This window comes from Serratia sp. PF-27 (assembly GCF_030053255.1).
In the GTDB taxonomy this organism is placed as follows: Bacteria; Pseudomonadota; Gammaproteobacteria; order Enterobacterales; family Enterobacteriaceae; genus Serratia; species Serratia bockelmannii.
In genome coordinates this window covers 987,385-1,012,879 of sequence record NZ_JASGBT010000015.1, presented here as the reverse complement: position 1 = coordinate 1,012,879, position 25,495 = coordinate 987,385, and the positions used below count along the sequence as shown (strand labels likewise).

At 58.1% G+C, this 25,495-nt stretch carries 23 protein-coding genes; 13 read left to right on the top strand and 10 right to left on the bottom strand.

Annotation, left to right across the window (positions count from 1 at the left end):
• Positions 1–3: 3 nt before the first annotated feature.
• The 7 genes from QMZ29_RS09700 to QMZ29_RS09670 all read right to left on the bottom strand — a co-directional run bounded on the left by QMZ29_RS09700 (position 4) and on the right by QMZ29_RS09670 (position 9,243).
• Positions 4–639 carry a DUF3540 domain-containing protein gene (locus QMZ29_RS09700; RefSeq protein ID WP_025303284.1) on the bottom strand — a complete coding sequence of 212 codons (636 nt, stop codon included), beginning with the start codon at positions 637–639 and terminating at the stop codon, positions 4–6.
• Positions 640–669: 30 nt separating this feature from the next.
• On the bottom strand, positions 670–1,737 hold the full coding sequence (locus QMZ29_RS09695; RefSeq protein WP_282980958.1) for a pentapeptide repeat-containing protein: 1,068 nt from the start codon (positions 1,735–1,737) through the stop codon (positions 670–672).
• Positions 1,734–4,286: a DUF2169 family type VI secretion system accessory protein gene (locus QMZ29_RS09690; RefSeq protein WP_261427401.1), complete on the bottom strand. Its 2,553-nt coding sequence runs from the start codon at positions 4,284–4,286 to the stop codon at positions 1,734–1,736. The genes QMZ29_RS09695 and QMZ29_RS09690 overlap by 4 nt, the downstream gene beginning before the upstream one ends.
• A gap of 171 nt (positions 4,287–4,457) precedes the next feature.
• On the bottom strand, positions 4,458–4,958 hold the full coding sequence (locus tag QMZ29_RS09685) for a hypothetical protein (protein WP_025303281.1): 501 nt from the start codon (positions 4,956–4,958) through the stop codon (positions 4,458–4,460).
• Between the two features lie 100 nt (positions 4,959–5,058).
• Entirely contained in the window at positions 5,059–5,448 is a 390-nt protein-coding gene (locus QMZ29_RS09680) for a DUF3592 domain-containing protein (RefSeq protein ID WP_025303280.1), read from the bottom strand.
• 10 nt (positions 5,449–5,458) lie between these two features.
• A complete protein-coding gene (locus QMZ29_RS09675) occupies positions 5,459–7,798 on the bottom strand; it encodes a type VI secretion system Vgr family protein (RefSeq protein WP_025303279.1) in 2,340 nt (779 codons plus the stop codon).
• Positions 7,799–8,310: 512 nt separating this feature from the next.
• Entirely contained in the window at positions 8,311–9,243 is a 933-nt protein-coding gene (locus QMZ29_RS09670) for a LysR family transcriptional regulator (RefSeq protein ID WP_043138664.1), read from the bottom strand.
• A gap of 97 nt (positions 9,244–9,340) precedes the next feature.
• On the opposite strand from QMZ29_RS09670, the gene pcp reads away from it, so the two are divergent.
• Entirely contained in the window at positions 9,341–9,988 is a 648-nt protein-coding gene (gene pcp, locus QMZ29_RS09665; protein ID WP_282981321.1) for a pyroglutamyl-peptidase I, read from the top strand.
• A 34-nt stretch (positions 9,989–10,022) separates the two neighbouring features.
• Here the strand turns inward: pcp and curA are convergent, their stop codons facing one another.
• The 3 genes from curA to ydgT all read right to left on the bottom strand — a co-directional run bounded on the left by curA (position 10,023) and on the right by ydgT (position 11,972).
• Positions 10,023–11,054: an NADPH-dependent curcumin/dihydrocurcumin reductase gene (curA, locus tag QMZ29_RS09660; RefSeq protein WP_197769123.1), complete on the bottom strand. Its 1,032-nt coding sequence runs from the start codon at positions 11,052–11,054 to the stop codon at positions 10,023–10,025.
• An 85-nt stretch (positions 11,055–11,139) separates the two neighbouring features.
• Positions 11,140–11,559, bottom strand: coding sequence for a universal stress protein UspC (gene uspC, locus QMZ29_RS09655; RefSeq protein WP_025303275.1), 420 nt, complete (start codon positions 11,557–11,559; stop codon positions 11,140–11,142).
• Between the two features lie 197 nt (positions 11,560–11,756).
• Positions 11,757–11,972, bottom strand: a complete 216-nt coding sequence (gene ydgT / locus QMZ29_RS09650) for a transcription modulator YdgT (protein WP_025303274.1) — start codon at positions 11,970–11,972, stop codon at positions 11,757–11,759.
• A 1,338-nt stretch (positions 11,973–13,310) separates the two neighbouring features.
• Between ydgT and flhD the strand changes: the two genes are divergently transcribed.
• From flhD to cheZ, 12 genes are all read left to right on the top strand, one after another.
• Positions 13,311–13,661 carry a flagellar transcriptional regulator FlhD gene (gene flhD / locus QMZ29_RS09645; protein ID WP_004934891.1) on the top strand — a complete coding sequence of 117 codons (351 nt, stop codon included), beginning with the start codon at positions 13,311–13,313 and terminating at the stop codon, positions 13,659–13,661.
• Complete coding sequence (flhC, locus tag QMZ29_RS09640; RefSeq protein ID WP_016927281.1) at positions 13,661–14,245, top strand: flagellar transcriptional regulator FlhC; 585 nt, start codon at positions 13,661–13,663, stop codon at positions 14,243–14,245. The genes flhD and flhC overlap by 1 nt, the downstream gene beginning before the upstream one ends.
• Before the next feature lie 145 nt (positions 14,246–14,390).
• The gene (gene motA, locus QMZ29_RS09635) at positions 14,391–15,281 is read left to right on the top strand and encodes a flagellar motor stator protein MotA (protein ID WP_015378266.1); all 891 of its coding nucleotides are present in this window, start codon (positions 14,391–14,393) and stop codon (positions 15,279–15,281) included.
• A complete protein-coding gene (gene motB, locus QMZ29_RS09630; RefSeq protein WP_043138656.1) occupies positions 15,278–16,354 on the top strand; it encodes a flagellar motor protein MotB in 1,077 nt (358 codons plus the stop codon). Before motA ends, motB begins: the two co-directional genes overlap by 4 nt.
• Positions 16,351–18,372 carry a chemotaxis protein CheA gene (cheA, locus tag QMZ29_RS09625; protein WP_049295861.1) on the top strand — a complete coding sequence of 674 codons (2,022 nt, stop codon included), beginning with the start codon at positions 16,351–16,353 and terminating at the stop codon, positions 18,370–18,372. Before motB ends, cheA begins: the two co-directional genes overlap by 4 nt.
• Positions 18,373–18,404: 32 nt before the next feature.
• Positions 18,405–18,905 carry a chemotaxis protein CheW gene (gene cheW, locus QMZ29_RS09620; RefSeq protein WP_025303271.1) on the top strand — a complete coding sequence of 167 codons (501 nt, stop codon included), beginning with the start codon at positions 18,405–18,407 and terminating at the stop codon, positions 18,903–18,905.
• A 195-nt stretch (positions 18,906–19,100) separates the two neighbouring features.
• Positions 19,101–20,771, top strand: a complete 1,671-nt coding sequence (gene tsr / locus QMZ29_RS09615) for a methyl-accepting chemotaxis protein (protein WP_164063083.1) — start codon at positions 19,101–19,103, stop codon at positions 20,769–20,771.
• Between the two features lie 76 nt (positions 20,772–20,847).
• Positions 20,848–22,464, top strand: a complete 1,617-nt coding sequence (locus tag QMZ29_RS09610; RefSeq protein ID WP_038629515.1) for a methyl-accepting chemotaxis protein — start codon at positions 20,848–20,850, stop codon at positions 22,462–22,464.
• A gap of 37 nt (positions 22,465–22,501) precedes the next feature.
• Entirely contained in the window at positions 22,502–23,374 is an 873-nt protein-coding gene (gene cheR, locus QMZ29_RS09605; RefSeq protein WP_025159837.1) for a protein-glutamate O-methyltransferase CheR, read from the top strand.
• Entirely contained in the window at positions 23,374–24,423 is a 1,050-nt protein-coding gene (locus tag QMZ29_RS09600; RefSeq protein ID WP_089195992.1) for a protein-glutamate methylesterase/protein-glutamine glutaminase, read from the top strand. Before cheR ends, QMZ29_RS09600 begins: the two co-directional genes overlap by 1 nt.
• Positions 24,424–24,525: 102 nt before the next feature.
• On the top strand, positions 24,526–24,915 hold the full coding sequence (gene cheY / locus QMZ29_RS09595; protein ID WP_004934862.1) for a chemotaxis response regulator CheY: 390 nt from the start codon (positions 24,526–24,528) through the stop codon (positions 24,913–24,915).
• Positions 24,916–24,925: 10 nt separating this feature from the next.
• Positions 24,926–25,495, top strand: a 570-nt coding sequence (gene cheZ, locus QMZ29_RS09590; RefSeq protein WP_283225762.1) for a protein phosphatase CheZ, incomplete at its 3' end; no start/stop codon positions are given.

The window sequence follows — 25,495 nt, the reverse complement described above, 5'->3', positions numbered from 1 at the left end:
AGGTTATCCGACGTGGATTTGTTCCGAATCCAGCTTGGTGATGTCTTTTGAGGTAATGAGCGTGTTGCGGGCATGAATGCGGGCGTAATCTTCCGCCTGATAATCCAGCTGCCCGGCGCGTACGTGCTCGGTTTGGCGCACTTTGCGGAACAGCGAATGGCTGATCTGGCTGACCGAATGCCACAGCGACTCGCAGCGTTTACCGACCAAACGGCTGATGCTGACGAAGGCCGACAGCTCTTCGCCGCTGTATTTCATCTTGTCGACGTGGCAGTCGCCGCTGTTCGCCTGCAGCGTCATGGCGTCGCCGCTCAGTTTCAGCGCCTGCGCGCTGTGCAACGACAGCGAGCCGTTCGGCGTTTCAATCTGCAGATCGCCTGCGACGCAGAGCCGCGCCGTGCTTTGCGGCTCTGCCCGCTCGAGGACGGCGATCGCCCACAGCTGGTGGCCGCAGCCGGCGACCAGCACGTTATCGCCGAGGGCCGGCGTCAGCAGGCAGCTCGCCGCCCGGCGACAATGCCAGCCACGACCTTCACATTCCACCACCAGACTGCCGTCCGGCAACAGGTTGACGACCTGGCCAGCGGCCTGTTGGGGCGGTGCGATGTTGACGGCGCGAGTTGTGTTGGCAACGCTCATGGTGATCCCCTCGTGAAGTGGTCAATGCATTCAGATTCGGCTCTGGCGCTGTGCGCTCCAGGTTTCGGCGGCGTACAGCTCTTCGTCGCTCTCGAGGATCCCGCTGCGATCGCTCCAGCGCGTTTGCTGCTGGTGGGCGCGATGCATACGGGTGCGCATAAAGCGCGCGCGCCGGAAATCGGCGGCGCCAATGTCGGCATAACAGAAGTCGGCGTAGGTCAGGTCGCTGTCGCTGAAATCACAGCGCGCCGATCGGCTGTGCTGAAATACGCATTGATACAGGCGCGCCTGGCTGAAGTTGGCGGCATCCAACGTCGCTTCGCTGAAGATCGCCTGATCGAACTGCCCGCCGCGACACTGCGCCTGAGTCAGATTGGCCTCCAGCCACAGCGACTGCTGCGCCTGTACGCTGGTCAGGTTGGCGCGCCGCAGCGAAGCGCCCTTGAAATTGCTCTGGCGCAGCGTCGCCTGGCTGAAGTCGACGTCGTCCAATTGGTTATCGGTAAACTGGCAGGCGATCAGGCTCTGCCCGGCGTAACTTTTGCCGCGGTGGTCACATTCGAAAAACGTGACGCGGTCGAAGTTCACGCCTTCAAACTGCGTTTTACAGAGATTTAATCGAAAGAACGTGACAAGGCATAAGCGCGCCTGATTCAACATGGCGCCGTCGAGCGGACTTTCGTAAAAGGTAGTGCGATCGTGCTGAGTGGCGGAAAAATTCGCGCCGGCCAATTGGCACGACATCCAGTGACTTTGGTTGAGCGACAGCCGGCTGAAGTCGCTCTGTTCAAGCCGACAATCGTTGAACATCGTCAGTTCGATATGGCTCTCGCTGAAGCGGCTGGCCGACATGGCGCACTGATTGAAGGCCGTTTGCTTCAGATCCGCCCGCGTAAATTGTGCGTGTTCGAGCTGGCAATCGCTGAAAACGCTGTCGCGCAGATCGCAGTCAGAGAAGTTCACGCCGTTCAGGTTCAGTTCGTTGAACATGCCGCCGTCCAAATCCAGACCGGCGAATGACAGGCCGTGCAAGTCCTCTCCGGCGATCGGCTCGCCGCGTTTTACGCGCTGGCGTATCTGCTCTGGTTTTGAGGTCATACTTCCTTCCCGTTGTGGCGAGGCAATGTTTTCACCCTGGCGGTATAGGTTCTCTCTAGCCGGGTTGCCTGATCCACTTGCGACTGCGACAGGTCAGCCCGGAACAGATTGGCGCCCTGCAGGTCGGCGCCTGACAGCACGCATTTTTGCAGGATAGCTGCAATGAAATTGGCATCGCGCAGGCTGGCGCGAGACAAATCGCTGCGGATGAACAGGCTGCCACTGCCGTTGGCCTGGCGGAAATCGGCCTCGTTCAATCGGGTTTCCGACAGATCGCAATTATTGAGACGCGCCCGGCTAAAATTGGCCCGCTGCAACGGCATCTGGCGTAAATTGCACTGGTTTAGCGTCGTGTCGCTGAAATCCGCCTGCGGCAACAGTGTCTTCGCTGCAAAGGCGCAGGCCGTGAGACGTGCGGCGTGGAAGCTGAGGCTTTGCGTCTCGGTGTCAACCCAGGCGCAACTTTCCAGCCGCGCCTGACTGAAGTTCACCGCCAGCAACCGGCATTTGACGAAGCTGACTTTGTCGAGCCGGGCGTGGCTGAATGTCAGCTGCTCCAGCTGCAGTTCCATCAGGGTAATGTTGGCCAGCGTGGCGCGGCTGAAATCACATTGTCCGAGCAAGGTTTCGTATCCCAGCAAATCGCGTAATGACGCCATCGTGAAATCGCAGCGTTGAAACAACGTTTGCTGAATATTGGTCTCATGCAGCTGCGCGCCGCCGAAATCTGTCGCTTCGCATTTCGCCAGGGCCAAAGAGGCGTGGCTCAGATCGGCCTGCTGCAAGACGGCGCCGTTGAGATCGGCGCGCGCCAACATCGCCTCGCGAAGATCGCAACCCACCAGTCGGGTTTGGCGTAGATTGGCGTTTTCCAATAAAGCGCCGCGTAAGTTAGCCTGGCAGAGATCCATGCCGGACAGATCGGCGCCGGTGAGATCAAGGCCGCTGAGATCTTTATCGCGCAGCATGGCGGCGGCGACGCGTTGGCGAATGATTTGCGCCAGATCGCCACTTAAGCGCAGTGCAGGGCTTTGCGCCTGCGCTGACATTAAATACATTTGGTGCAGCGCGCGCTCGCTTTCCCCCAGCTGCTTCTCGCTGAACGCGTCGGGATGCTGGCGCGCCTCCTGGAACAGCAGATCGCGCTGCTGCTGGTAGCTTTCCGCACCGGAGGGCGACACGTGATCCCCTCCGGGGTTAAGCGGATCGATACCCTCGGCGTGCGCCAGCTTGAGCATGTCCTGATACTGCACCTCGGCCTGGCTTTCCAGACGCTCGACGAATTCGGCGAGTTGGTCCAGCTTCGGCGGCGCTTCTTGCGACGGTAGCGGGAACAGTTCATCGATGTCCTGGCCTTCACGCAGCAGGCGCTGGCGATGCTCTTCGCGCTGCTGGTGCTCGTAGGCGGCGATATTTTCCGCCATTGGGCTTTGCTGCGTCGGCGTTTCCGTATCCAGCCAGGCACCGATGCACGCCTCCGGCAGCAATTCTTGTTCGCGAAAAGCGTGCAAAGCACCCTGTTCTTTATCCAGCCGCTGGGCCAACACCTGCCGATAATGCGCGGTGGAACGGGGCTCCCCTTCGGTTTCCAGGGCCGGCATCAGTTGCATCACGTCGGCGGCATCGTCCTCATTGATGCGCGCGCTACCCTGATAGATCAACAGCATCTGTTCCCGATGCGGGAAGAACCAGACGGTGGTATGGCGCATCGCGATCTCTTCGAAATGCGTTTCACCGCCGCGCAGTCGGTTGATGAAGCAGCGCGCGCGCCACGGCGGTAAATGCCCTTGCTGCACCGGTTCTGAAGGGTGCATATTCCAAATCCGATAGGCAGCCCGCGGCGGCAAGCTATCACGTTGAGGAAACTGCTGATCGCTTTCTGCCATGTTGAACAGGCGCCAGTCGATATCGTTGGCGAAGCCGGGAAAGCCGTGCTTCAACCAGTCGGCGTCGTAGTTTTTACCGATGCGGGAGAAGCGACGCGGCCAGGTGATATCCAGCGCGTCAAAGCTTGCCGGCTGGGCGCTTTGCCGAGGAGACGCAAGGCGTCCCTGCAGCGGTTCAACATTGGGTAGGCGATGGATGCGGCCCTGCGGAAATGTTTCGGGAGTAGCGCCGATGCCGTGCGGATTATCGGCGAACTGAGTACCGCCGTAAGCCCGGCGCCAGTCCAGACGCATTTCTGCAAAGGGTAGAGGCGTGGAGGGACGATCGTTGATCCAATGGCGATCGCCGAAAACCACCAGCGTTTTCTCCAGCGAATCAAACTGGATCTTCACGGCGCAGGCGGTTTTGTCTTGTTGATGGTGGGTGTAGGCGTTGCCAGTGGCGAGAAACTCCGCACAGGCTTTTGGGATAGCCAGATCGAGCACGCCGCCACTTAACGTAAGTTCGTCGGCGGCCAACTGCCACAGTTCCGGTTCGGGGCGCAGACGCGGGGAGGCCCCCATGTCGGCCAAGGCCAAAACGGAAACGCCCAGATGATTTTGCCCTTGCCAAGAGAAGGGGCGATGAAGCGCGCTGAGGCGCAGAGGTTTTACGACTTTCATTGTGTGTGTAAAGCTTCCTGTGGATATCAGCCGGCAGCCAGGCTGCTTGCTCAAAAACAATCCGTTTTTCGGTTTAATAGATATCAGGCTATGTCACAACAGATGAAGAAAACGATGCGGCGTTCAGCGCCGATCGCTAATGCGGGGAGAGTCCCACTTCGAAATGGATGATCAAGAGGACAGTGCGTTGTCCTTCCCGTTTATTCCGCGAGCCAGCAGCACGGCGGCGACGGACAATGACGCGGCGATCGCCTTGGCGGTAAATTGGCCGGTGCTCTCCAGGTGATAGGGCGCAAAAAATCCGACGCCAGCGGTGCTCAGAACCAGCAGCGCGACGAGCGCCGCAAAACAGGGCAACTCTATCGCCAGCGTCAGTCTGCCGGGTGTCGCCGCACCGAGGTAACGCATCAAAAAACCGGGCAAAATCAGGAACCCGATCAGCTCTGCGGGAGCATTCACCGCAGACATCACCTGCTGATTGTATTTCAGGAGCGCTAGCATCAGCGCGACAAAGATCAGCAACCGCATGGGTAAGGCGGCCGCTCGGCTTGCCGACAAAAAGGTTTTGCCGATCGCAGCGAGCAATACGCAGCCGACCAGGATGCCAAAGACGGTAAACAGGATCTGTCCCCAGAGGCTGTCCTGCGTCGAAAAGGCAATGAACGCGCCCATCGTGACACTTCCTTATGCAAGGTGATTTAGCGAACTGATGAACGATAAGCCGTTTGCAGAACGTTGAAATCGGATCGCGTGATTGAGGGATCCTTTTCGCTTAAAGCCGGGAAAGCTCTTCGATCACCGCTTTTTTGGGGTTCTTCGGGTCGTACTTTATCGCGGTGAAATGGCCCGGTTGATAACGCGGCAGATCCACGACGCTGATCGGGCCTTTCGCCACGGCCGTATGGTTTTTTCCGTCTTGGGCGATGTACTTGACTTCGACTTCGCAGACCGGCCGATTTCCGTCCCACAGGTTGGTCTGGCGAATGCTGACGATTTGCCCGGAAGCGGAAATACCGTTCTCCATCACGCTGAGGGAAGAACCGATATGTTTGAAATAACCCCAGATATCGACCGTGATGAATTTGAAAAAACCCACCAGACTGAGGATGGGAGCCAATAAAATCAACCCGATAACGGTGAAAACATTTTTGGCCTTCGACATGGGAGTCCCTTTACAAGAAGATCGCCAGCGCCTTGGTGCTCAATCGTAAGGCACCGTTGGTGACCAGCGCGCCAAGCTGAGTGAACGTCATGGGATCATTACTGAGCTTGAAATTGGTTTTGCTGATCGACAGCGGGTTATGCGAGATATCCAGCATCGTGTGTTTAAGGCTGGTCGCCGTCAACGAAAGATTGGAGCCGTAGAAGGCAAAATTGGCCCCGGTCGCCACCCATTTCCAGCCGTGGCAGTTATCTTTCCAGTTCGGCGTTTGTACCGAGACGCCGTCCGCACTGGTGATATCAATGGTTTTCGCCTTGATGGTCAGCGTGCCGGTGATCGTCGTGTTCTGGTTATTATTATAGGTTTCGGTGACATCCCCGGTCACGGTAGCGGTCTGGCCGCCCGCTTCAATCGTCAGGACTTGCCCGCCGGCAGTAATGGTGGTGTGCTGACCGCCGGCGGTGATGTTGACGGTCTGCCCCTGCTTGATGGTGCTGGTCTGTTGCCCTTCGGTAATGTCGAGGGTCTGGTTGCCTTTCACCGTGACATGCTGGGTTTGCGTAATGTTTTGCGTCTGCGCGCCGTCAAGCTTGAAAGACTGATTGCCGGTGATGTCGATTTTATCGCCGCCGTCGATAATCGTCAGGTCGCGGCCGCCTTTGATGTTCACCGTCTGGTGAGCGTTCAGGTTGGCGGTGTCCAGTCCATTGACGGTCGTCGTGCGTTTCGCTTTGTACAGGAACGTGGCGTCGCCGGTGACGGTGTCGTCCTGCTGGCGCCCGATGGTGGTGGTGCGACTGCCGTCAATATTGACGTTCTTGTCGTTTTCCACCGTCATGTTCATGTTGCGTTCGGCATGCATGTCGAACGATTCGTTGCCGGGCGAGTCTTCCAGGAACAGGAAGCTGGCGTTGTCGGCGCCGCCGCCTTTACTGCGGCTCATAAAGCCCATTTTAGTGGCGTCGCCGGGCAGATCCCACGGCGGCATGCTGTCTTCGTTGTAAACGCGGCCGGTGATGATAGGGCGATCCGGATCGCCGTTGATAAAGTCGACCACCACTTCCTCACCCACGCGCGGGATCTGGATCCCACCGTATTTCCAGCCGGCCCAGGCGCTCGAGACGCGCACCCAACAGGAACTGGTTTCATTGCCGCTGCCGTGGCGATCCCAACGGAATTTGAGTTTCACCCGGCCATATTTATCGGTCCAGATGCTTTCGCCTTCCGGGCCCACTACTTCGGCAGTTTGCGGGCCGTGGGTTTTCGGCCAAGGCGTGGTGCGCGCCGGGCGCCAATTGATGTCCGCCGGAACGACCTGAAATTCGGTTCGCTGCTCGCCAACATCATTATCGTTGCTGGCGTAGCTGTTTTCCTGCATGAAGTACTGCGCGCTGACCACCAGGTAGGCGCGGTTGTCTTCCATACGCGGCGCCTGGGTCAGTTGAAAACGGTAGCCGGGCGCAATGCCCTGCGAATTGCCTTCGCCGCTCATCTGCTCGTGCTGCGCTTCGAACTCCTGTTGGCGAACCTTGACGTAAAACTGGCCGTGGGCGTGATCGGTATAGCGACCGGGCCAGTCGAACACCTCGGCTTTGTCCTGCGCGAACGAGGCGGGATTCTGCCGGGCCTCCAGCAACCGCGCGCGTGGCTTACGAAAATCGTAGTCATCCAGGCTATAGAGGCTGGGCGTGATGGCGTCAGAAACGCTCCAGCTATTGATGCTGTCCTTGTTTTCCACCAGGCCACCTTCCGCGAGCTGGTAGGGAATGCTGGCGTAGCCGGCGAGTTCCTGATGGGCCGCCGGCGCGTCAGCCAGCACCAGCGTATGGCCGTCTTGCTGGTGCGTGAAATAATAATAGATGCCTTCGTGTTCCATCAGACGGCTGATGAAATCGAAATCGCTCTCCTGATACTGCACGCAGTATCCCCAGATGCGGTAGTCGTAACTCAGGCGGTTATCGATTTTCACCTGATACTGCCCCAGCACCTGAGTCAGGATGTCGGGAACGGTTTTTTCCTGGTGGATGCGAAAATCGCGGTTTTGCGTCAGATACCACAGCGTGGGGCGCAGCACGGCGCGGTAGATATAGTAACGGTTGCCGCCAGCTTCTCGGCCGGAGAGGGTCATGCGCGTGATATTGCCGTTGAGATAACGCGGTGCCAACGGATTGCCCCGCAGCTCCAGCGTGATTTTTTGTCCCAGCAGCGCTTTCAGATCGAGCCGATTGTCGGGGCTGAGCAACTCGACGTCGAACTCGAACAATCCGGCCAGTTTTTCCTCGCCGGAAAGGCTTCTGAACAACAGCTGATGGGAGGGCAAGGGCGTGTGCGCAATGATAAGACGATCCATACTATTCCCCGCTTTAGGCATAGCTACCGCACGAGAATTGACGCGCGATCCCGATGGCGTATCTGTCACGAATAGAGACAGGAACTGACGAAAGATTTAACAAAGTTTACACAAAGGCACGATTTGTGCAGTCTACAATAGAGCTCTGCATTTGCAAAATAGCCTTGTGGATCAATGCTCAATTCGTTAACTTGCTCACGATCTTGTTTTTTATTATCTAAAACATATAGATGCGAGCAGATCATTTTTTATCTCAAATTATTGGGAAATTGGTAATACCAAAGAATAAATGTGTAACACATAAGTCAACGTGCTTATAAAACAACTCTTTTTTTTCGTAAAAAAAGTCGCTGACTGTTTTTTATCCTTACCATTTGCCAGTTAAAGATGATCAAATATATAAATTTGGCGAATGTTAATTCGGATGATTCCTATTTGGTGGGCGTCCCAGGGCCCACCGACGGGCCTGGGAACATGCGTTTGAACGGTTGAAAATGCAGCGAATACCGTCGTTAACGTGGAGAGGAGTCGAAGGAGAGTTGACCTACCAGCTCGCAGAGCCAGATTAACGCCGGGTCGCGTTGCGCCTGCCGGCCGGCGATCAGCTCAATGGGGAAAGGCGCGATGGCCAACTCGTCAGGCAGCGGGAGAATGCGTACGCGTTGCGGATCGGAAAAATGCCGGGCCGCGCTGGCGGCCAGCGTGGCGATCAGATCGCTGTCGGCGACCACGGCCGGCAGAGCGGCAATATGTGAAAAGGTCACGGCGACGCGCCGCTGACCGCCGATTTCCGCCAGACGCCGGTCGACCAGCCCTCTGGCAGAGCCATCGTCTGCCGGTGCGTACAGCCCATGCGGCAGGCTGAGGTAGCGTGCCAGATCCCAGCGGCCATCCGCCAGCTGTGGGTGTGAACGGCTGGCGATACACACCAGGTGCTCTTCAAACAACGTGCGCACATAGTGGCTTTCCGCACCGGAAAGGTGCCCTCCCAGCGCGATATCCACCTCGCCGCGATCCAGTTGCCGGTAAATATTGCGGCGATCCAGACGCGAAACGCGAATATCGATGCCGGGGGCAGTCTGACGCAACCGGCTGATGAGGGTGGGCAGCAGCAAGATATCGGCATAGTCGCCGGCCGCCAGCGTAAAACGCCGCTGCCCGGCGGTGGCCGGATCGAAACGGGCAGGGGGGGCCAACGCCAGATGGATCTGTTCAAGCACCTGCTGTATTTGCGGCATCAATTGGTGGGCGCGCGGCGTGGGTGACATGCCGCCGCCGCTGCGCACAAACAGGGGATCGTTGAGAAGAATGCGCAGCCGCGCCAATGCATTGCTGACGGAGGGCTGAGCGCGGTTAAGACGCCGGCCTGCGGCGGTGACGTTGCGCGTCTGATACAACGCCTCAAACACCACCAGCAAGTTGAGATCGACGCTGGCTAAATTCATTTTATGAATACTCTATATACAGATAATCCATTTCCAGAATCATACTGTGTTCTTTAGGCTGAAAGCACACGAATTTAGCCTTCAATCAGGGGAAATGATGAACAAAGTCTTGGTCACCGGCATTGAGCCGTTCGATGGTGATGCGGTGAATCCTTCCTGGCAAATTGCGCAGGCGCTGGCCGGTGAACATATTGCCGGCGCGGAGATCGCGGTGCTCGAGCTGCCCTGCGTATTGGGCGTGGCCAATCAGCAATTGATCGCGGCGATTGAGGCGCTGCAGCCGCTGGCGGTGATTTGTCTGGGCCTGGCCGGCGGCCGGGCCGAGATTTCGCTGGAACGGGTGGCCATCAATCTGATCGATGCCCGCATTCCCGACAATGCCGGTAAACAGCCGATCGACGTACCGGTGGTGGCGGGCGGGCCGGTAGGGTATTTTAGCACGTTGCCGGTGAAGGCCGCAGTGCAGCAGCTGCGCCGACAGGGGATCCCGGCGGCGGTCTCTTATACGGCAGGTACCTATAACTGCAACCATATTTTTTACGGTCTGCGGCACTATCTGGAGACGCAGCACGTGAGTGTCAGGGGTGGATTCATACATATTCCGTACAGTCATGAACTGGCGGCGTCCCATCCGGGCAAGCCGAGCATGGCGCTGGCGACGATGGTGGAAGCGGTGCGCACGGTCGTACAGGTGACGCTGACGGTAGTGGAAGATGTGCGATTCGGCGACGGCGCCGTATATTAAAAGCAGGGCGTGGTGTACCACGCCCTGCTACGGGTTATTCGTCGGCGACGCGGATCACCAGTTTGCCGAAGTTTTTGCCCTGCAGCAGGCCGATAAACGCCTGCGGCGCCTGCTCCAGCCCATCAACGATGTCCTCGCGGAACTTGATTTTCCCCTGTTCGACCCAACTGCTCATTTGTTGCAAGAATTCGTCAAAGCGTGAGCCGTAGTCGTCGAAGATGATAAAGCCCTGCATGCGGATGCGTTTGCGCAGGATCAGCCCTTCCAGCTGGGGCAAGCGGTCCGGCCCCGCAGGTAATCCGGTGGCATTGTAATGGGCGATGATGCCGCACACCGGAATGCGTGCTTTGGTGTTCAACAGCGGCAGCACGGCGTCGAACACCGCCCCACCGACGTTTTCGTAATAGATGTCGATGCCTTTTGGGCAGGCGGCCGCCAGCTGTTCGGCAAAGTCAGGGGCGCGGTGATCGAGACAGGCGTCGAAACCCAACTCTTCCACCACATAGCGGCATTTTTCCGCACCGCCGGCGACGCCGACGACGCGGCAGCCTTTCAGCTTCCCGATTTGGCCGACCACCGAACCGACCGCACCGCTGGCGGCGGCGACCACCAGCGTTTCACCTGCCTGCGGTTGGCCGATGTCGAGCAACCCCATGTAAGCGGTAAATCCCGGCATGCCCAGCACGCCCAGCAGGCGGGAAGGATGCGGCAGGTGCGGGCCTAGGTTGCGCAGGCCGCTGCCGTCAGACAGGGCGTAATCCTGCCAGCCGTCATAACCCAACACCCAATCGCCGACGTTGAAATCGGGATGCTGTGAAGCCGCCACGCGCGATACCGTACCGCCCACCATGACCTGACCGATCTCCACCGGCGGCGCGTAGGAGGGGGCATCGCTCATGCGCCCGCGCATATAAGGATCCAGCGACAGATAAACAGTGCGCAGCACCAGCTGCCCGGCGGCGGGCTGCGGTGCGGGGACGGTATCGAGACGGAAGTTGGCCGCCGTCGGTTCGCCGTGCGGACGCGAAGCCAGCAGGAAGCGGCGGTTCTGTTGAGAAGGGGACATCGAAAGCTCCTTTGCGTTGCGACAAACAAGATTCGTTAAGCCTAGTCCAGGGGCGGCAAGGCAACGTTACCGAATGTGCTTAGCCTTAGAGCGGAACGATCAGCACGTCGATATGGCTGATATTGATAAAGCGGGCGGCGGAACAGGAGACCTTATTCATCATGCCGTCGCGATGGTTGCCGCAGAGCAGCAGGTCGAACGGCTGACGGCGGCTGGCGTATTCCAGGCTATCACCCAGCTCGCCGTGCACGATCAACGTATCGGCGATCGGGTAACCGGCGCGTTGACGCAGTTCCTCCATAAACAGCCGGGTTTCCTCCTCCATCAACGTGCGTAAATCGCCCAGCATTGGCCCGGCGAAATTATTGTACATTTCCGGGTTGGCGAGCGTGCTCAGCAAGGTGATGCTGCCGCTGTAAGGGCGGACGATGGAGACGGCCTTTTCCACCAGACGGTGGCTGTCAGGGGCAACGGCAACGGTGACCAGAACGTTTTGATACCCCATATCCTACTCCTTGTTGTATCCATCGTGTTTCAGGCTGCCGCATCGGTGGCCTTGGTGGAAGTCTTGCGTCGGATAAAGGGTAGAACCTGGCGGGTGGAATAAATGTGTTTCGCATCACGCGCGGCAATAAAAGCTGAATTTGCACCGGTTATATAGCAATAAAAGATAAAACCGTTGCCGCACGTAATTTCACTGAATTAAAGCACCTGCGTCCACAGCGTTTTCGGCACCTTGCCCAGATCGAACAGTTTACCGGCAACCAGCTCAGCGCGACGGTGGTCGGCAGCGCGGTACATATTGCTCATTTCTGTATCATTTTCAATGGAGTAGTTCAGTTTGTCGTACACCTTCTCCAGGCTGTCCAAAGAGGAGCATTTACGGAATGTCAGCAGATATTCGAGCGTATCGGTCATGATTAAAATATAGCCTGTTAATAGTTAAAGCCGGGTGAATAACACATCGGCGGCTCACGGCGACGCCGTCGAGGTAGCGATGTACGACCTGACAAAAATCATTTCAAGTAGATAAATTGCACTGGGTAATGATGTCACGCCGCCCGTAGCGGCGCTTTGATAAATCATAATATGCCCGTGCGCCGTCAGCAATCTCATCCTGCTGATAAATGGAGAAATAGGGAAAGTCTCAGGGTGGCTGACGGCAGACGCGTCGTCGTCGCTGCTGTGCACAAGCACGCGCTGCCGTGCCAGGCCTCATTCTGCAGTGATTTTTTCACCCGGCCGCGGCATTGGGTGGTGTTTTTCGCCGCCGCTGACGTTAAAACGCCGTTTTTCTCGATGGAGAAATATGAAGAGTAAAACAAAACTGCGTTTTATTTTATGACCATAAGGGGATGAAATCGTAAGCCATGTAAATAATCATCTGGGGATGAGGGGAAATTATCACGACGACAAAAAAGAAATAAAAAGCATTAAAGTTTTATGGCGTGCTGCCGATATATCGTTTTGGCGGAATTTAACGCAAAAAAAAGTATTCTTGCATCGTGCTAATACGGAAACATATCGTTACGTCTGTGAGCTTGTTCACTACGCCCGCGAATCATTGATAAGCCATAATCACCTGATGTTGAAAATTAAAACAGCCTCAGGCTGGGGGCTTAAGTCAAATCCGATAGCTAATAACCTTATAGTTTACACTGGTTATTTTTCAGCTTGGATATTTTTTAGTAACTCAAATGGTTATTTATACTGAGTTTGTTGCCTATATACAGATTTTTGTTCTGTTATTTTGGTTTGGTGATGCTTTTGTTCGAATTGATCTAAAAAAGATAATTTTTTGGCGGATAAACATTGTTTTTAAGACGTTTTTTTACCTATGGTTGTTTTGTGTACAAAATGGCGGTCAATAAGTGAGCGTATTTGGGGGTATTTGGCTTAATTATTTTTTATTTTTGTGATCTATGTCACATTGTATTTAAAATTGCCTCTCACTTACATTGTGTGTGCTAATGGTTCGGGGGTAGAGTTGCGCTGCTTTAGGAATAATCTTATTAAATTTGTAAAAATAGTTTCATGGTGACTAAACACTATCGAAGCAGAATGCTGTACATCCATACACGTAGGTTTACGCTCGTAGCAAATACTGAACAGTGGTCGAATTTAGCGATTGTAGAAAATTATAGCAGTCGTTTTTGAGAGATTAATTTGCCAACTTTGGGAAACAACCCAAGTCACGGGCGATAAAATTTATCACCCAGCGTATGTTTTTAAACATAGTCTGTCGGGATGGGGAATATGGGTACGTCTGAATTACTTAAGCATATTTATGACATCAATTTGTCATATTTACTTTTAGCACAGCGTTTGATCAACGATGAAAAAGCGTCCGCGATGTTCCGCCTGGGTATTGATGAAACCATGGCCGATGCGCTGGCGCAGCTGACTTTGCCGCAAATGGTCAAACTGGCCGAGACCAACCAGCTGGTTTGCCACTTCCGCTTTAACGAAAGCCAGACCATCGAACGCCTGACCAAAGAGTCGCGCGTCGACGATCTGCAACAAATCCATACCGGCATTTTGCTATCAAGCCATTTACTGCAAGAGCTATCGAGTAAAGACGCTAGCCCGACGAAGAAAAGAGCCTGATGATGGTTGAGAAAAGTATCGTTCAAGAAGCCAAGGACATTCAGCTCGCTATGGAGCTGATTTCGCTGGGAGCCCGACTGCAGATGCTGGAGAGTGAAACTCAGCTCAGCCGTGGGCGCTTGATTAAACTTTACAAGGAGTTACGCGGCAGCCCGCCGCCAAAAGGAATGTTACCGTTCTCAACCGACTGGTTTATGACCTGGGAACAAAATATTCACTCGTCGATGTTTTACAACGCCTACCTGTTTCTGATGAAAAGCGGGCAGTGCAGCGGAGTGGAGGCGGTGATCAAAGCCTATCGCCTCTACCTGGAACAGTGCCCGCAGCAGGCCGGCGAGGCGCCGCTGCTGGCGCTGACCCGTGCCTGGACGCTGGTGCGTTTCGTCGATAGCGGCATGTTGCAGCTCTCCGCCTGCAGCTGCTGCGGCGGCGCATTTATCACTCATGCGCATCAGCCGCTGAATGGTTTCATCTGCAGTTTATGCCAACCTCCATCCCGCGCCGTAAAAAGACGTAAACTTTCGCCGCAACTGGCCGATATTATTCCTCAACTGCTGGACGAGCAGGTCAAACGCGCCATTTGAGCCGCCACGTTGCCGGCTCTCGGCAATGAATACCGACGTGTGATACGCAGGGGCGGCATGCCGCCCCCAGACACGCAGCCTGGTCTGTCGCGCCAGGGCGCGTTTGCCCCACCTTCCATCCACATTGTTAATTTAAGGAATGCGTGTGCTAGTTATTTTGGGTTATCTCGTGGTATTGGGTGCGGTGTTTGGCGGCTACCTGATCGTGGGCGGTCATCTCGGTGCGTTATACCAACCGGCGGAGTTTCTGATTATCGGCGGGGCGGGTGTCGGCGCTTTCATCGTCGGCAACAACGGCAAGGCGATCAAGGCCACGCTGCGAGCGCTGCCGCGGCTGATGCGCCGTTCCAAATACAACAAAGATCTGTACATGGATCTGATGGCGCTGTTGTTCCGCCTGCTGGCCAAATCGCGTCAGCAAGGCATGCTGTCGCTCGAGTTCGACATCGATAATCCGCAAGAAAGTGAAATTTTCTCTAATTATCCGCGCATCCTTGCCGATAACACCCTGGTGGAGTTCATTACCGACTATTTACGGCTGATGGTGAGCGGCAATATGAATGCGTTCGAGATCGAAGCGCTGATGGACGAAGAGATCGAAACCTACGAGCAGGAAAGCGAAGTGCCCGCCGGCAGTTTGGCGATGGTGGGTGACTCCTTGCCTGCGTTCGGTATCGTCGCGGCGGTGATGGGGGTGGTACACGCCCTGGCTTCTGCCGATCGGCCGGCTGCGGAACTGGGGGCGCTCATCGCTAACGCCATGGTTGGTACTTTCCTCGGTATTCTGCTGGCCTACGGCTTCATCTCGCCGCTGGCCACGTTGCTGCGCCAGAAGAGCGCCGAAAACGTCAAGATGATGCAGTGCATCAAGGTCACGCTGCTGTCGAGCCTGAACGGATACGCACCGCAGATCGCGGTCGAGTTTGGCCGCAAAACGCTGTATACCACCGAACGTCCTTCTTTCGTTGAGCTGGAAGAACACGTGCGCCGCGTGAAAGCGCCGGCGCAGCAGGCGACGGAAGAAGAAGAAGCATGAAACAGAATCATCCGGTCGTTCTGGTCAGAAAGCGCAAGTCGCATCATGCCGCCCATCACGGCGGCTCCTGGAAGATCGCTTATGCCGACTTTATGACGGCGATGATGGCGTTCTTCCTGGTGATGTGGCTGCTGGCGATCGCCAGCCCGCAGGAGCTGACGCAAATCGCCGAATATTTCCGCACGCCGCTCAAGGTTGCCCTGACCAGCGGCGACAAGAGCAGTTCCGAAAGCAGCCCAATCCCGGGCGGCGGCGACGATCCTACGCAACAGCATGGCCTGGTGAGAAAGCAGGTCGACTCGCCGGACTCGCGCGCCGAAGAGCTGCGCCTGAACAAGCTGCGCGAAAAGCTGGATGAGTTGATTGAGTCCGATCCGCGCCTGAAGGCGCTGCGTCCGCATCTGTTGATCAACATGATGGATGAGGGGCTGCGCATTCAGATTATCGATAGCCAGAACCGGCCGATGTTCAAAACCGGCAGCGCGCAGGTCGAGAGTTATATGCGCGATATTCTGCGGGCGATAGCGCCGATCCTCAACGACCTGCCGAACAAGATCAGCCTGTCCGGCCACACCGATGATATTCCTTACGCCACCGGCGAGCGCGGCTACAGCAACTGGGAACTGTCGGCCGATCGCGCCAACGCCTCCCGACGCGAGCTGATTGCCGGCGGCCTGGCGGAAGGCAAGGTGCTGCGGGTGGTGGGCATGGCGGCCACCATGAGCCTGAAACAGCACGGCGCCGATGATGCGATCAACCGTCGTATCACCGTGCTGGTGCTGAACAAGCAAACGCAAGAGGGCATCGAACACGAAAATGCCGAAAGCAACGCGATGGATATCGCCCAGCCGGATAGCCTGAAGCAGCTGGCGCCGTCGGCGACTGCGCCGGCCAGCCAAACGCCGGAACCCCAGGCGGTAACGCCGACCGATCAAGCGACGCCGCCGGCGATGGACCCTGCCGCCCAATCGCAGACATCCCCGGCGATAGCCCCGGCCGGCCAAACGCCGGAACAATCGGCGGCTGCGCCCGCACCGACTAACCGCGACTCACAGCCAGAGGTGACCCCGTGAGCATGGACATTAGCGATTTTTATCAGACCTTCTTTGATGAGGCGGACGAGTTGCTGGCCGACATGGAGCAACACCTGCTGGAGCTGGATCCGCTGGCCCCCGATATCGAGCCGTTGAACGCCATCTTCCGCGCGGCACACTCGATCAAGGGCGGTGCGGCGACCTTTGGCTTTTCGGTGCTGCAGGAAACTACCCACCTGCTGGAGAACCTGCTGGACGGTGCAAGACGCCAGGAAATGAGCCTGAGCACCGAGATTATCAACCTGTTTCTGGAAACCAAAGACATTATGCAGGAGCAACTGGACGCCTATAAAACCTCGCAACAGCCTGACGCCGAAAGCTTTGAATACATTTGCCAGGCGCTGCGCCAGCTGGCGTTGGAAGCGCAACAGCAGCAGGAGGCGCCCGCGGTTCAACCGGCCGTTCAGCAGCCCGTTGTTCAGCACGCAGCCGCGCCGGCGGCGATCGAAGGCGGCATGCGCATCAGCCTGAACGGGCTAAAAGCCAGTGAAATCCCCTTGATGTTGGAAGAGCTGGGCAACCTCGGCGAGGTTAAAGACCCGCATCAGACGGAACACAGTCTGGACGTGACGTTGCTCACCTCCGCCAGCGAAGACGACATCAGCGCCGTGCTGTGCTTCGTGTTGGAACCGGAACAAATCAGCTTCTCGACGCCGACGCAGAGCGAACCGGCCGCCGTGGAAGCGAGCTTACCGGAAGCGCTCGCCGTGCCGGAACCTGCGCCAGCGCCGGTCGCCAGCGCCGTGCCGCCTGCCACTAAACCGGCCGCCGCAGCGGCGGAAGCGCCAAAAGCGCGCGCCAAGGCGAGCGAATCCACCAGCATTCGCGTGGCGGTGGAAAAAGTGGATCAGCTGATCAACCTGGTGGGCGAACTGGTGATCACCCAGTCGATGCTGGCGCAACGCTCCGGCACGCTGGATCCGGTGAACCACGGCGATCTGCTGAACAGCATGAGCCAGCTGGAGCGTAACGCGCGCGATCTTCAAGAGTCGGTCATGTCGATCCGCATGATGCCGATGGAATATGTCTTCAGCCGCTACCCGCGCCTGGTGCGCGATTTGGCCGGCAAGCTGAACAAACAGGTGGAACTGACGCTGCAGGGCAGCTCCACCGAACTGGACAAGAGCCTGATCGAACGGATTATCGATCCGTTGACGCACCTGGTGCGCAACAGCCTCGATCACGGTATCGAAGAACCGGCCACCCGCATCGCCGCCGGTAAATCGGCGGTGGGCAATCTGGTGCTGTCGGCCGAACATCAGGGTGGCAACATCTGTATTGAGGTCATCGACGATGGCGCCGGCCTGAACCGCGAAAAAATTCTCGCCAAGGCCGCGTCGCAAGGGCTGGCGGTGAGCGACAGCATGAGCGACGAAGAGGTTGGCATGCTGATCTTTGCTCCGGGCTTCTCTACCGCCGAGCAGGTGACCGACGTTTCCGGCCGTGGCGTCGGCATGGACGTGGTGAAACGGAATATTCAGGAGATGGGCGGCCACGTCGAGATCCGTTCACAGGCCGGTAAAGGCACCACCATCCGCATCCTGCTGCCGTTGACGCTGGCGATCCTTGACGGCATGTCGGTCAAGGTGAACGACGAAGTCTTCATTCTGCCGCTGAACGCGGTGATGGAATCGCTGCAGCCGCAGGCGGAAGATCTTCATCCGTTGGCCGGCGGCGAACGCGTGCTGCAGGTGCGCGGCGAATACCTGCCGCTGGTAGAACTGTATCGGGTATTTGAAGTGGAAGGCGCCAAAACCGACGCCACGCAGGGCATCGTCGTCATCCTGCAAAGTGCCGGCCGCCGCTATGCGTTGCTGGTGGATCAGCTGATCGGCCAGCATCAGGTGGTGGTGAAGAATCTGGAAAGCAACTACCGCAAAGTGCCGGGCATCTCCGCCGCGACCATTTTGGGCGACGGCAGCGTAGCCTTGATCGTCGATGTCTCGGCGTTGCAAACCTTGAACCGTGAAAAGCGTCTGACGGACGCCGCCGCATAATAATGAGTTTATTGATTTAAAAGGTGAATGATATGGCAGGATTGGCAGCCGTCAGCAAGTTGGCTGGCGAAACGGTAGGGCAAGAGTTTCTGATTTTCACCCTGGGCAACGAGGAGTACGGCATCGATATCCTCAAGGTGCAGGAAATTCGCGGCTACGATCAGGTGACCCGCATCGCCAACACCCCGGCGTTCATCAAGGGGGTCACTAACCTGCGCGGCGTGATCGTCCCGATCATCGATCTGCGGGTGAAATTCTCGCAGCAAAGCGTGTCTTACGATGAGAACACCGTGGTGATCGTACTGAACTTTGGCCAGCGCGTGGTGGGCATCGTGGTTGACGGCGTCTCCGACGTGCTGTCATTGACCGCCGAGCAGATCCGTCCGGCGCCGGAGTTCGCGGTGACGCTGGCGACTGAATACCTGACCGGCCTCGGTTCGCTGGGCGAGCGCATGTTGATCCTGGTGGATATCGAAAAGCTGCTGAGCAGCGAAGAGATGTCGCTGGTCGACAGCGTGGCGAAAAGCGTCTGATTCATGATCCCAGGGGGCAGGGCGCTGCCCCCTTCATCCATCACTCTTCCTGACCTGTCGCGATGCCGCAGACCGTACCTGTAACCCCCACTAAAAATAGTTACTTTCCCGCATAAAGTTTTGCCGCGCGGCGCCGATAACTCTCACATTCAACGTCATCAGAGCCTGTCTGCGCGGGCTTCAACAAGGGAAATCATGTTAAATCGTATGAAGGTGGTCACCAGCCTGTTGCTGGTGTTGGTGCTGTTTGGCGCCTTGCAGTTGATTTCGGGCGGACTCTTTTTCTCCTCGCTGAAAAGCGATAAGGAAAACTTTACCGTCCTGCAAACTATCCGCCAGCAGCAGCTGCAGCTGAGTGAAAGCCGCGTTGACCTGCTGCAGGCGCGCAACTCCCTGAACCGTGCCGGTATTCGCTACATGATGGATACCAACAAGATCGGCAGCGGCGCCACCATTGATGAACTGCTGGCCAAGGCGAAAGAAGAGCTGGGCGAAGCGGAAAGACACTATGCCGCGTACGAAAAAATCCCGCAGGATCCGCGTCAGGACCCCCAGTCGGCGGAACGCGTTAAACAGCAATACGACATTCTGTACGGTGCGCTCTCCGAGCTGATCCAACTGCTGGGCGAAGGCAAGATCAACGCGTTCTTCGATCAGCCTACGCAGAGCTACCAGGACAACTTTGAGCAGAGCTACAACGTTTACCTGGAGCAAAACGGCAAGCTCTATCAAATCGCAGTCGACGGCAGCAACAGCTCCTATAACTCGGCCATCTGGACGCTGATCGTGATCCTGGTGGTGGTGCTGGCGGTGATCGTGCTGGTCTGGACCGGTATCCATCACATCCTGGTGCGCCCGCTGAACCGCATGATCGATCACATCAAACAGATCGCCGCCGGCGACCTGACTCAGCAGATCGTCGTCAACAGCCGCAACGAAATGGGCGTGCTGGCGGCCAGCCTGAAACACATGCAAGGCGAACTGATTGAAACCGTCAGCGGCGTACGTCAGGGCGCGGATGCCATCTACAGCGGCGCGTCAGAAATCGCTGCGGGCAACAACGATCTCTCCTCCCGCACCGAGCAGCAGGCCGCGTCGCTGGAAGAGACCGCCGCCAGCATGGAACAGCTGACCGCGACGGTGAAACAGAACGCCGAAAACGCCCGTCAGGCTTCACAGCTGGCGTTGAGCGCCTCCGAAACCGCACAGAAAGGCGGCAAGGTTGTGGCCAACGTGGTGCAGACCATGCATGACATCGCCGGCAGCTCGCAGAAAATTGCCGATATCACCGGCGTGATCGACGGTATCGCCTTCCAGACCAACATCCTGGCGTTGAACGCCGCGGTGGAAGCGGCGCGTGCCGGCGAGCAGGGCCGCGGCTTCGCGGTGGTGGCCGGCGAAGTGCGTAACCTGGCGCAGCGCAGCGCGCAGGCGGCGAAAGAGATCAAAGGCCTGATCGAAGATTCGGTCAGCCGCGTCGATATGGGCTCTGTGCTGGTCGAAAGCGCCGGTGAAACCATGGGCGACATCGTCAATGCCGTCACCCGCGTGACCGACATCATGGGCGAAATCGCCTCGGCGTCGGACGAGCAGAGCCGCGGTATCGATCAGGTTGGACAGGCGGTAGCGGAAATGGACCGCGTCACCCAGCAGAACGCCTCGTTGGTGGAAGAATCCGCCTCGGCGGCGGCGGCGCTGGAAGAACAGGCCAGCATGCTGACCCAGTCGGTGGCGGTATTCCGCCTGAGGTCGGAAGGCCAGGAAGAGTTTAAAGCGCCTGTCACCAGCAAGGCGACGGTAACACCGGTAATCAATCATAAGAAAATGAACGCCAGCGATCTGCAGGATAACTGGGAAACGTTCTGACCGGTATCGGGCCTCTCTCGCAGGGGCCCTTTTCCCTACGTAGGCCGGTCGCCGGCCGGCTGCAAGGAGGTTCACAGTGTTTAACCGAATCCGTATCTCTACCAGCTTATTCCTGTTGTTGATGACCTTCTGCGTTCTGCAGTTGGCCAGCAGCGGCCTGTCGTATTCCGCGTTTCGCTCCGATAACCACAACCTCGACATCATCACCCTCGGCAGCCAGCAGCGCGATTCGCTCAGCCTGAGTTGGGTGTCGCTGTTGCAGGCGCGCAATACGCTGAACCGCGCCGGCACCCGCGCGGCGCTGAAGCTGCCGCAGGAGCAGGTGAACGAACTGATGAGCAGCGCCCGCAGTTCGCTGCAGAAGGCCGATCTCTATTTCAATCAGTTCATGGCGGTTGAACGCAGCAGTGAACAGCAAAGCCAGCAGACGGCCACCACCAAGGCCAGCTACGAGCGGCTGCGCGGCGCGCTGCGTGAACTGATCGGTTTCCTGGAAAAGGGCGAGCTGCAGGCGTTTATGGATCAGCCGACGCAGAAAACCCAGGACCTGTTCGAGGCCGACTTCGTGCAGTACCTGCAGTTGGTCAACGGCGACATCAGCGAAGCCAGGGACGCCAACCAGTTCTCCTTCACGCTGGCGGGCCTGATGCTGGCGGGGGCGGTCTTGATGCTGATCGTGGTGACCGGCAGCGCCATGTGGTGGTTGCGCACCATGTTGGTACAGCCGTTGAACCAAATCCGCAGCCACTTTGAACGCATCGCCGCCGGCGATTTGGCGACGCCGATTCAGGTGTACGGCCGCAATGAAATCAGCATGCTGTTCGCCAGCCTGCAACGCACGCAGCAGTCGCTGATCGGCACCGTCGGCGCGGTGCGCGACGGGGCGGAGTCGATTCTGATCGGCCTGCAGGAAATCTCCGAAGGCAATAACGATCTGTCTTCCCGCACCGAGCAGCAGGCCGCTTCGCTGGAAGAGACCGCCGCCAGCATGGAACAGCTGACCGCGACGGTGAAGCAGAACGCCGACAATGCGCGGCAGGCCTCTCAGCTGGCACGTGACGCCTCGGCCACCGCGGCCAAGGGCGGCGAGCTGGCCGGTGACGTTGTGACTACCATGCACGATATCGCCAACAGTTCGCAGAAAATCGGCGCCATCACCAGCGTGATTGACGGCATCGCCTTCCAGACCAACATTCTGGCGCTCAATGCGGCGGTGGAAGCGGCGCGCGCCGGTGAACAAGGGCGCGGTTTCGCCGTGGTCGCCGGCGAAGTGCGCAACCTGGCGAGCCGCAGCGCGCAGGCGGCGAAAGAGATCAAGGGGCTGATCGACGAATCGGTCAGCCGCGTCAAGCACGGCTCGGTGCTGGTGGAAAACTCCGGCGCCACCATGCAGGACATTGTGCGTTCGGTGACCCGCGTGACCGACATCATGGGCGAGATCGCGTCGGCGTCGGATGAACAGAGCCGCGGCATCGAGCAGGTGACGCAGGCGGTGACCCAGATGGATCAGGTCACCCAGCAGAACGCCGCGTTGGTGGAAGAGTCCGCTTCTGCCGCCACCGCGCTGGAAGAGCAGGCCATTACCCTGGCCGACGCGGTCGCGGTATTCCGTCTGGCGGACGATAACTTCGTCGCGCCAGGTAACAGCAGCAACGCAGTTTCACCCGTGGTAAAGGAAGCCCAAGATTGTTAAACCGCATAAGCAGCACGTTTTTCTCCGGTGAGGCGGCATGAAACAGGCGCCGTCAACTTCTAACCGGGATACAGCGTCGATGTTGACGCAAATGGTGCAGCGTCTGCCGCTGTCGGACGTGCATTTTCGCCGTATCAGCCAGTTGATTTATCAACGCGCCGGCATCGTGCTGGCGGAGCATAAGCGCGAGATGGTTTACAACCGCCTGGTGCGCCGGCTGCGGCTGTTGGGATTGCACGATTTCGGCGACTACTTGGCGCTGCTGGAAAGCGATCCGAACAGCGCGGAGTGGCAGGCGTTCATCAACGCGTTGACCACCAACCTGACGGCCTTTTTCCGCGAGGCGCATCACTTCCCGATCCTGGCGGAGCATGCGCGCTCGCGGCCGAACGGCTACAGCGTCTGGAGCACCGCGGCCTCGACCGGCGAAGAACCGTATTCGATCGCCATCACGCTGAGCGATGCATTGGGTCAGCGGGCCGGCAGTTGCCAGGTCTGGGCCAGCGACATCGATACGCAGGTGCTGGAAAAAGCGGAGGCGGGCGTATACCGCCAGGAAGATCTGCGTACCCTGACGCCGACCCAAATGCAGCGCTATTTCCTGCGCGGCACCGGGCCGCATCAGGGGCTGGTGCGCGTGCGGCCGGAGCTGGCGGCGCGGGTCAACTTCCAGCCGCTGAACCTGCTGGCGCCGGAGTGGGCGCTGCCGGGGCAATTCGACGCCATTTTTTGCCGCAACGTCATGATCTATTTCGATAAGGCGACGCAGGAGCGCATCCTGCGCCGCTTCGTTCCCTTGCTTAAGCCGGGGGGGCTGATGTTTGCCGGCCACTCCGAGAATTTCAGCCAGATCAGCCGGGATTTCTACTTGCGTGGGCAGACCGTGTATGGGCTGACCAAGGAGAGGTAATGAGTAAAATCAGAGTGTTATGCGTAGACGATTCGGCACTGATGCGCCAGCTGATGACGGAAATCGTGAACGGCCACGCCGACATGGAAATGGTAGCGACCGCGCCGGATCCGCTGGTGGCGCGCGATCTGATCAAAAAGTTTAATCCCCAGGTGCTGACGCTGGACGTCGAGATGCCGCGCATGGACGGGCTGGATTTCCTCGAAAAGCTGATGCGCCTGCGACCGATGCCGGTGGTGATGGTCTCTTCGCTGACCGGTAAAGGGTCTGAGATCACGCTGCGCGCGCTGGAGCTGGGCGCGGTGGACTTCGTCACCAAACCGCAGCTCGGTATCCGTGAGGGCATGTTGGCCTACAGCGAACTGATTGCCGAGAAGATCCGCACCGCCGCCAGAGCGCGCCTGCCGCAGCGTTCCAACAGCCCGGCGCCGGCGATCCTCAGCCACGCGCCGCTGCTGAGCAGTGAAAAATTGATCGCCATCGGCGCTTCCACCGGCGGTACCGAAGCGATCCGCCAGGTACTGCAGCCGCTGCCGGCCACCAGCCCGGCGCTGCTGATCACCCAGCACATGCCGCCCGGTTTCACCCGTTCGTTCGCCGAACGGCTGAACAAACTGTGCCAGATCACGGTGAAAGAAGCGGAGGACGGCGAGCGCGTGCTGCCGGGCCATGCCTACATCGCACCGGGGGACCGCCACCTGGAGCTGGCGCGCAGCGGCGCCAACTATCAGGTGAAGCTGCATGACGGCCCGGCGGTCAACCGCCATCGTCCGTCTGTCGACGTGCTGTTCCGTTCGGTGGCGCAATATGCCGGCCGCAATGCGGTGGGGGTGATCCTCACCGGCATGGGGAACGACGGTGCGGCGGGGATGCTGGAGATGCACCGCGCCGGGGCGTATACCCTGGCGCAGAACGAGGCGAGCTGCGTGGTGTTCGGCATGCCGCGCGAGGCGATCGCCAGCGGCGGCGTCAGCGAAGTGGTCGAGTTGGACAGGATGAGCCAGCGCATGTTGGCGCAGATTTCCGGCGGCCAGGCATTGCGCATTTAATTTTAGTCCGCAGGGTTTACCCGGCGGCGATATGACCCTGGTTCGCCGCGCGGCGGCCTGCGGTTTTGCATCATTAAACGGTTAACTATTTCAGGAGTAACAATGGCAGACAAAAACCTCAGATTTCTGGTTGTGGACGACTTTTCCACCATGCGCCGCATCGTCAGAAATCTGCTGAAAGAGCTGGGCTTCAACAACGTCGAAGAAGCTGAAGATGGCGCGGATGCGCTGAACAAGCTGCGCGCCGGCGGTTTCGACTTCGTGGTGTCCGATTGGAACATGCCGAACATGGACGGACTCGAACTGTTACAGACCATTCGCGCCGATAGCGCGCTGGCCGCGATGCCGGTACTGATGGTGACGGCGGAAGCCAAGAAAGAAAATATCATCGCGGCGGCGCAGGCCGGCGCCAGCGGTTATGTAGTGAAACCATTTACGGCGGCGACGCTGGAAGAAAAGCTCAACAAGATTTTTGAAAAATTGGGCATGTAAGGAGAGGGCGATGAGAGACATTCCAATGCCTGCCAGCGATGCAGCGACCGCGGGAGAGATCATTTCCCGCATCGGCCAACTGACCCGAATGCTGCGCGACAGCATGCGCGAACTGGGGCTCGATCAGGCGATCGCCCAGGCGGCAGAGGCGATCCCGGATGCGCGCGACCGTCTTGACTATGTCGTAACCATGACGGCGCAGGCGGCGGAACGGGCGTTGAACTGCGTGGAAGCGGCGCAACCGCGCCAGGCGGAGCTGGAATCCGGCGCCAACGCGTTGAAAGGGCGCTGGGACGAGTGGTTCGCCAATCCCATCGAACTGGATGACGCGCGTTCTCTGGTCAACGACACGCGCCAGTATCTGGATCAGGTGCCGGGCCATACGGCCTTCACCAATGCCCAGCTACTGGAAATCATGATGGCGCAGGACTTCCAGGATCTGACCGGTCAGGTGATCAAGCGCATGATGGATGTGGTGCAGGAGATCGAAAAGCAGCTGCTGATGGTGCTGATGGAAAACATGCCGGAGCAGCCGGTGAAGGAAAAACGGCCGAACGACAGCCTGCTGAACGGCCCGCAG

What these genes read in the sequence shown, in the direction of transcription:
- QMZ29_RS09700 (WP_025303284.1), bottom strand. Translation starts at nt 639, where the DNA reads ATGAGCGTTGCCAACACAACTCGCGCCGTCAACATCGCACCGCCCCAA.
- QMZ29_RS09695 (WP_282980958.1), bottom strand. Translation starts at nt 1,737, where the DNA reads ATGACCTCAAAACCAGAGCAGATACGCCAGCGCGTAAAACGCGGCGAG.
- QMZ29_RS09690 (WP_261427401.1), bottom strand. Translation starts at nt 4,286, where the DNA reads ATGAAAGTCGTAAAACCTCTGCGCCTCAGCGCGCTTCATCGCCCCTTC.
- QMZ29_RS09685 (WP_025303281.1), bottom strand. Translation starts at nt 4,958, where the DNA reads ATGGGCGCGTTCATTGCCTTTTCGACGCAGGACAGCCTCTGGGGACAG.
- QMZ29_RS09680 (WP_025303280.1), bottom strand. Translation starts at nt 5,448, where the DNA reads ATGTCGAAGGCCAAAAATGTTTTCACCGTTATCGGGTTGATTTTATTG.
- QMZ29_RS09675 (WP_025303279.1), bottom strand. Translation starts at nt 7,798, where the DNA reads ATGGATCGTCTTATCATTGCGCACACGCCCTTGCCCTCCCATCAGCTG.
- QMZ29_RS09670 (WP_043138664.1), bottom strand. Translation starts at nt 9,243, where the DNA reads ATGAATTTAGCCAGCGTCGATCTCAACTTGCTGGTGGTGTTTGAGGCG.
- pcp (WP_282981321.1), top strand. Translation starts at nt 9,341, where the DNA reads ATGAACAAAGTCTTGGTCACCGGCATTGAGCCGTTCGATGGTGATGCG.
- curA (WP_197769123.1), bottom strand. Translation starts at nt 11,054, where the DNA reads ATGTCCCCTTCTCAACAGAACCGCCGCTTCCTGCTGGCTTCGCGTCCG.
- uspC (WP_025303275.1), bottom strand. Translation starts at nt 11,559, where the DNA reads ATGGGGTATCAAAACGTTCTGGTCACCGTTGCCGTTGCCCCTGACAGC.
- ydgT (WP_025303274.1), bottom strand. Translation starts at nt 11,972, where the DNA reads ATGACCGATACGCTCGAATATCTGCTGACATTCCGTAAATGCTCCTCT.
- flhD (WP_004934891.1), top strand. Translation starts at nt 13,311, where the DNA reads ATGGGTACGTCTGAATTACTTAAGCATATTTATGACATCAATTTGTCA.
- flhC (WP_016927281.1), top strand. Translation starts at nt 13,661, where the DNA reads ATGATGGTTGAGAAAAGTATCGTTCAAGAAGCCAAGGACATTCAGCTC.
- motB (WP_043138656.1), top strand. Translation starts at nt 15,278, where the DNA reads ATGAAACAGAATCATCCGGTCGTTCTGGTCAGAAAGCGCAAGTCGCAT.
- cheW (WP_025303271.1), top strand. Translation starts at nt 18,405, where the DNA reads ATGGCAGGATTGGCAGCCGTCAGCAAGTTGGCTGGCGAAACGGTAGGG.
- tsr (WP_164063083.1), top strand. Translation starts at nt 19,101, where the DNA reads ATGTTAAATCGTATGAAGGTGGTCACCAGCCTGTTGCTGGTGTTGGTG.
- cheR (WP_025159837.1), top strand. Translation starts at nt 22,502, where the DNA reads ATGAAACAGGCGCCGTCAACTTCTAACCGGGATACAGCGTCGATGTTG.
- QMZ29_RS09600 (WP_089195992.1), top strand. Translation starts at nt 23,374, where the DNA reads ATGAGTAAAATCAGAGTGTTATGCGTAGACGATTCGGCACTGATGCGC.
- cheY (WP_004934862.1), top strand. Translation starts at nt 24,526, where the DNA reads ATGGCAGACAAAAACCTCAGATTTCTGGTTGTGGACGACTTTTCCACC.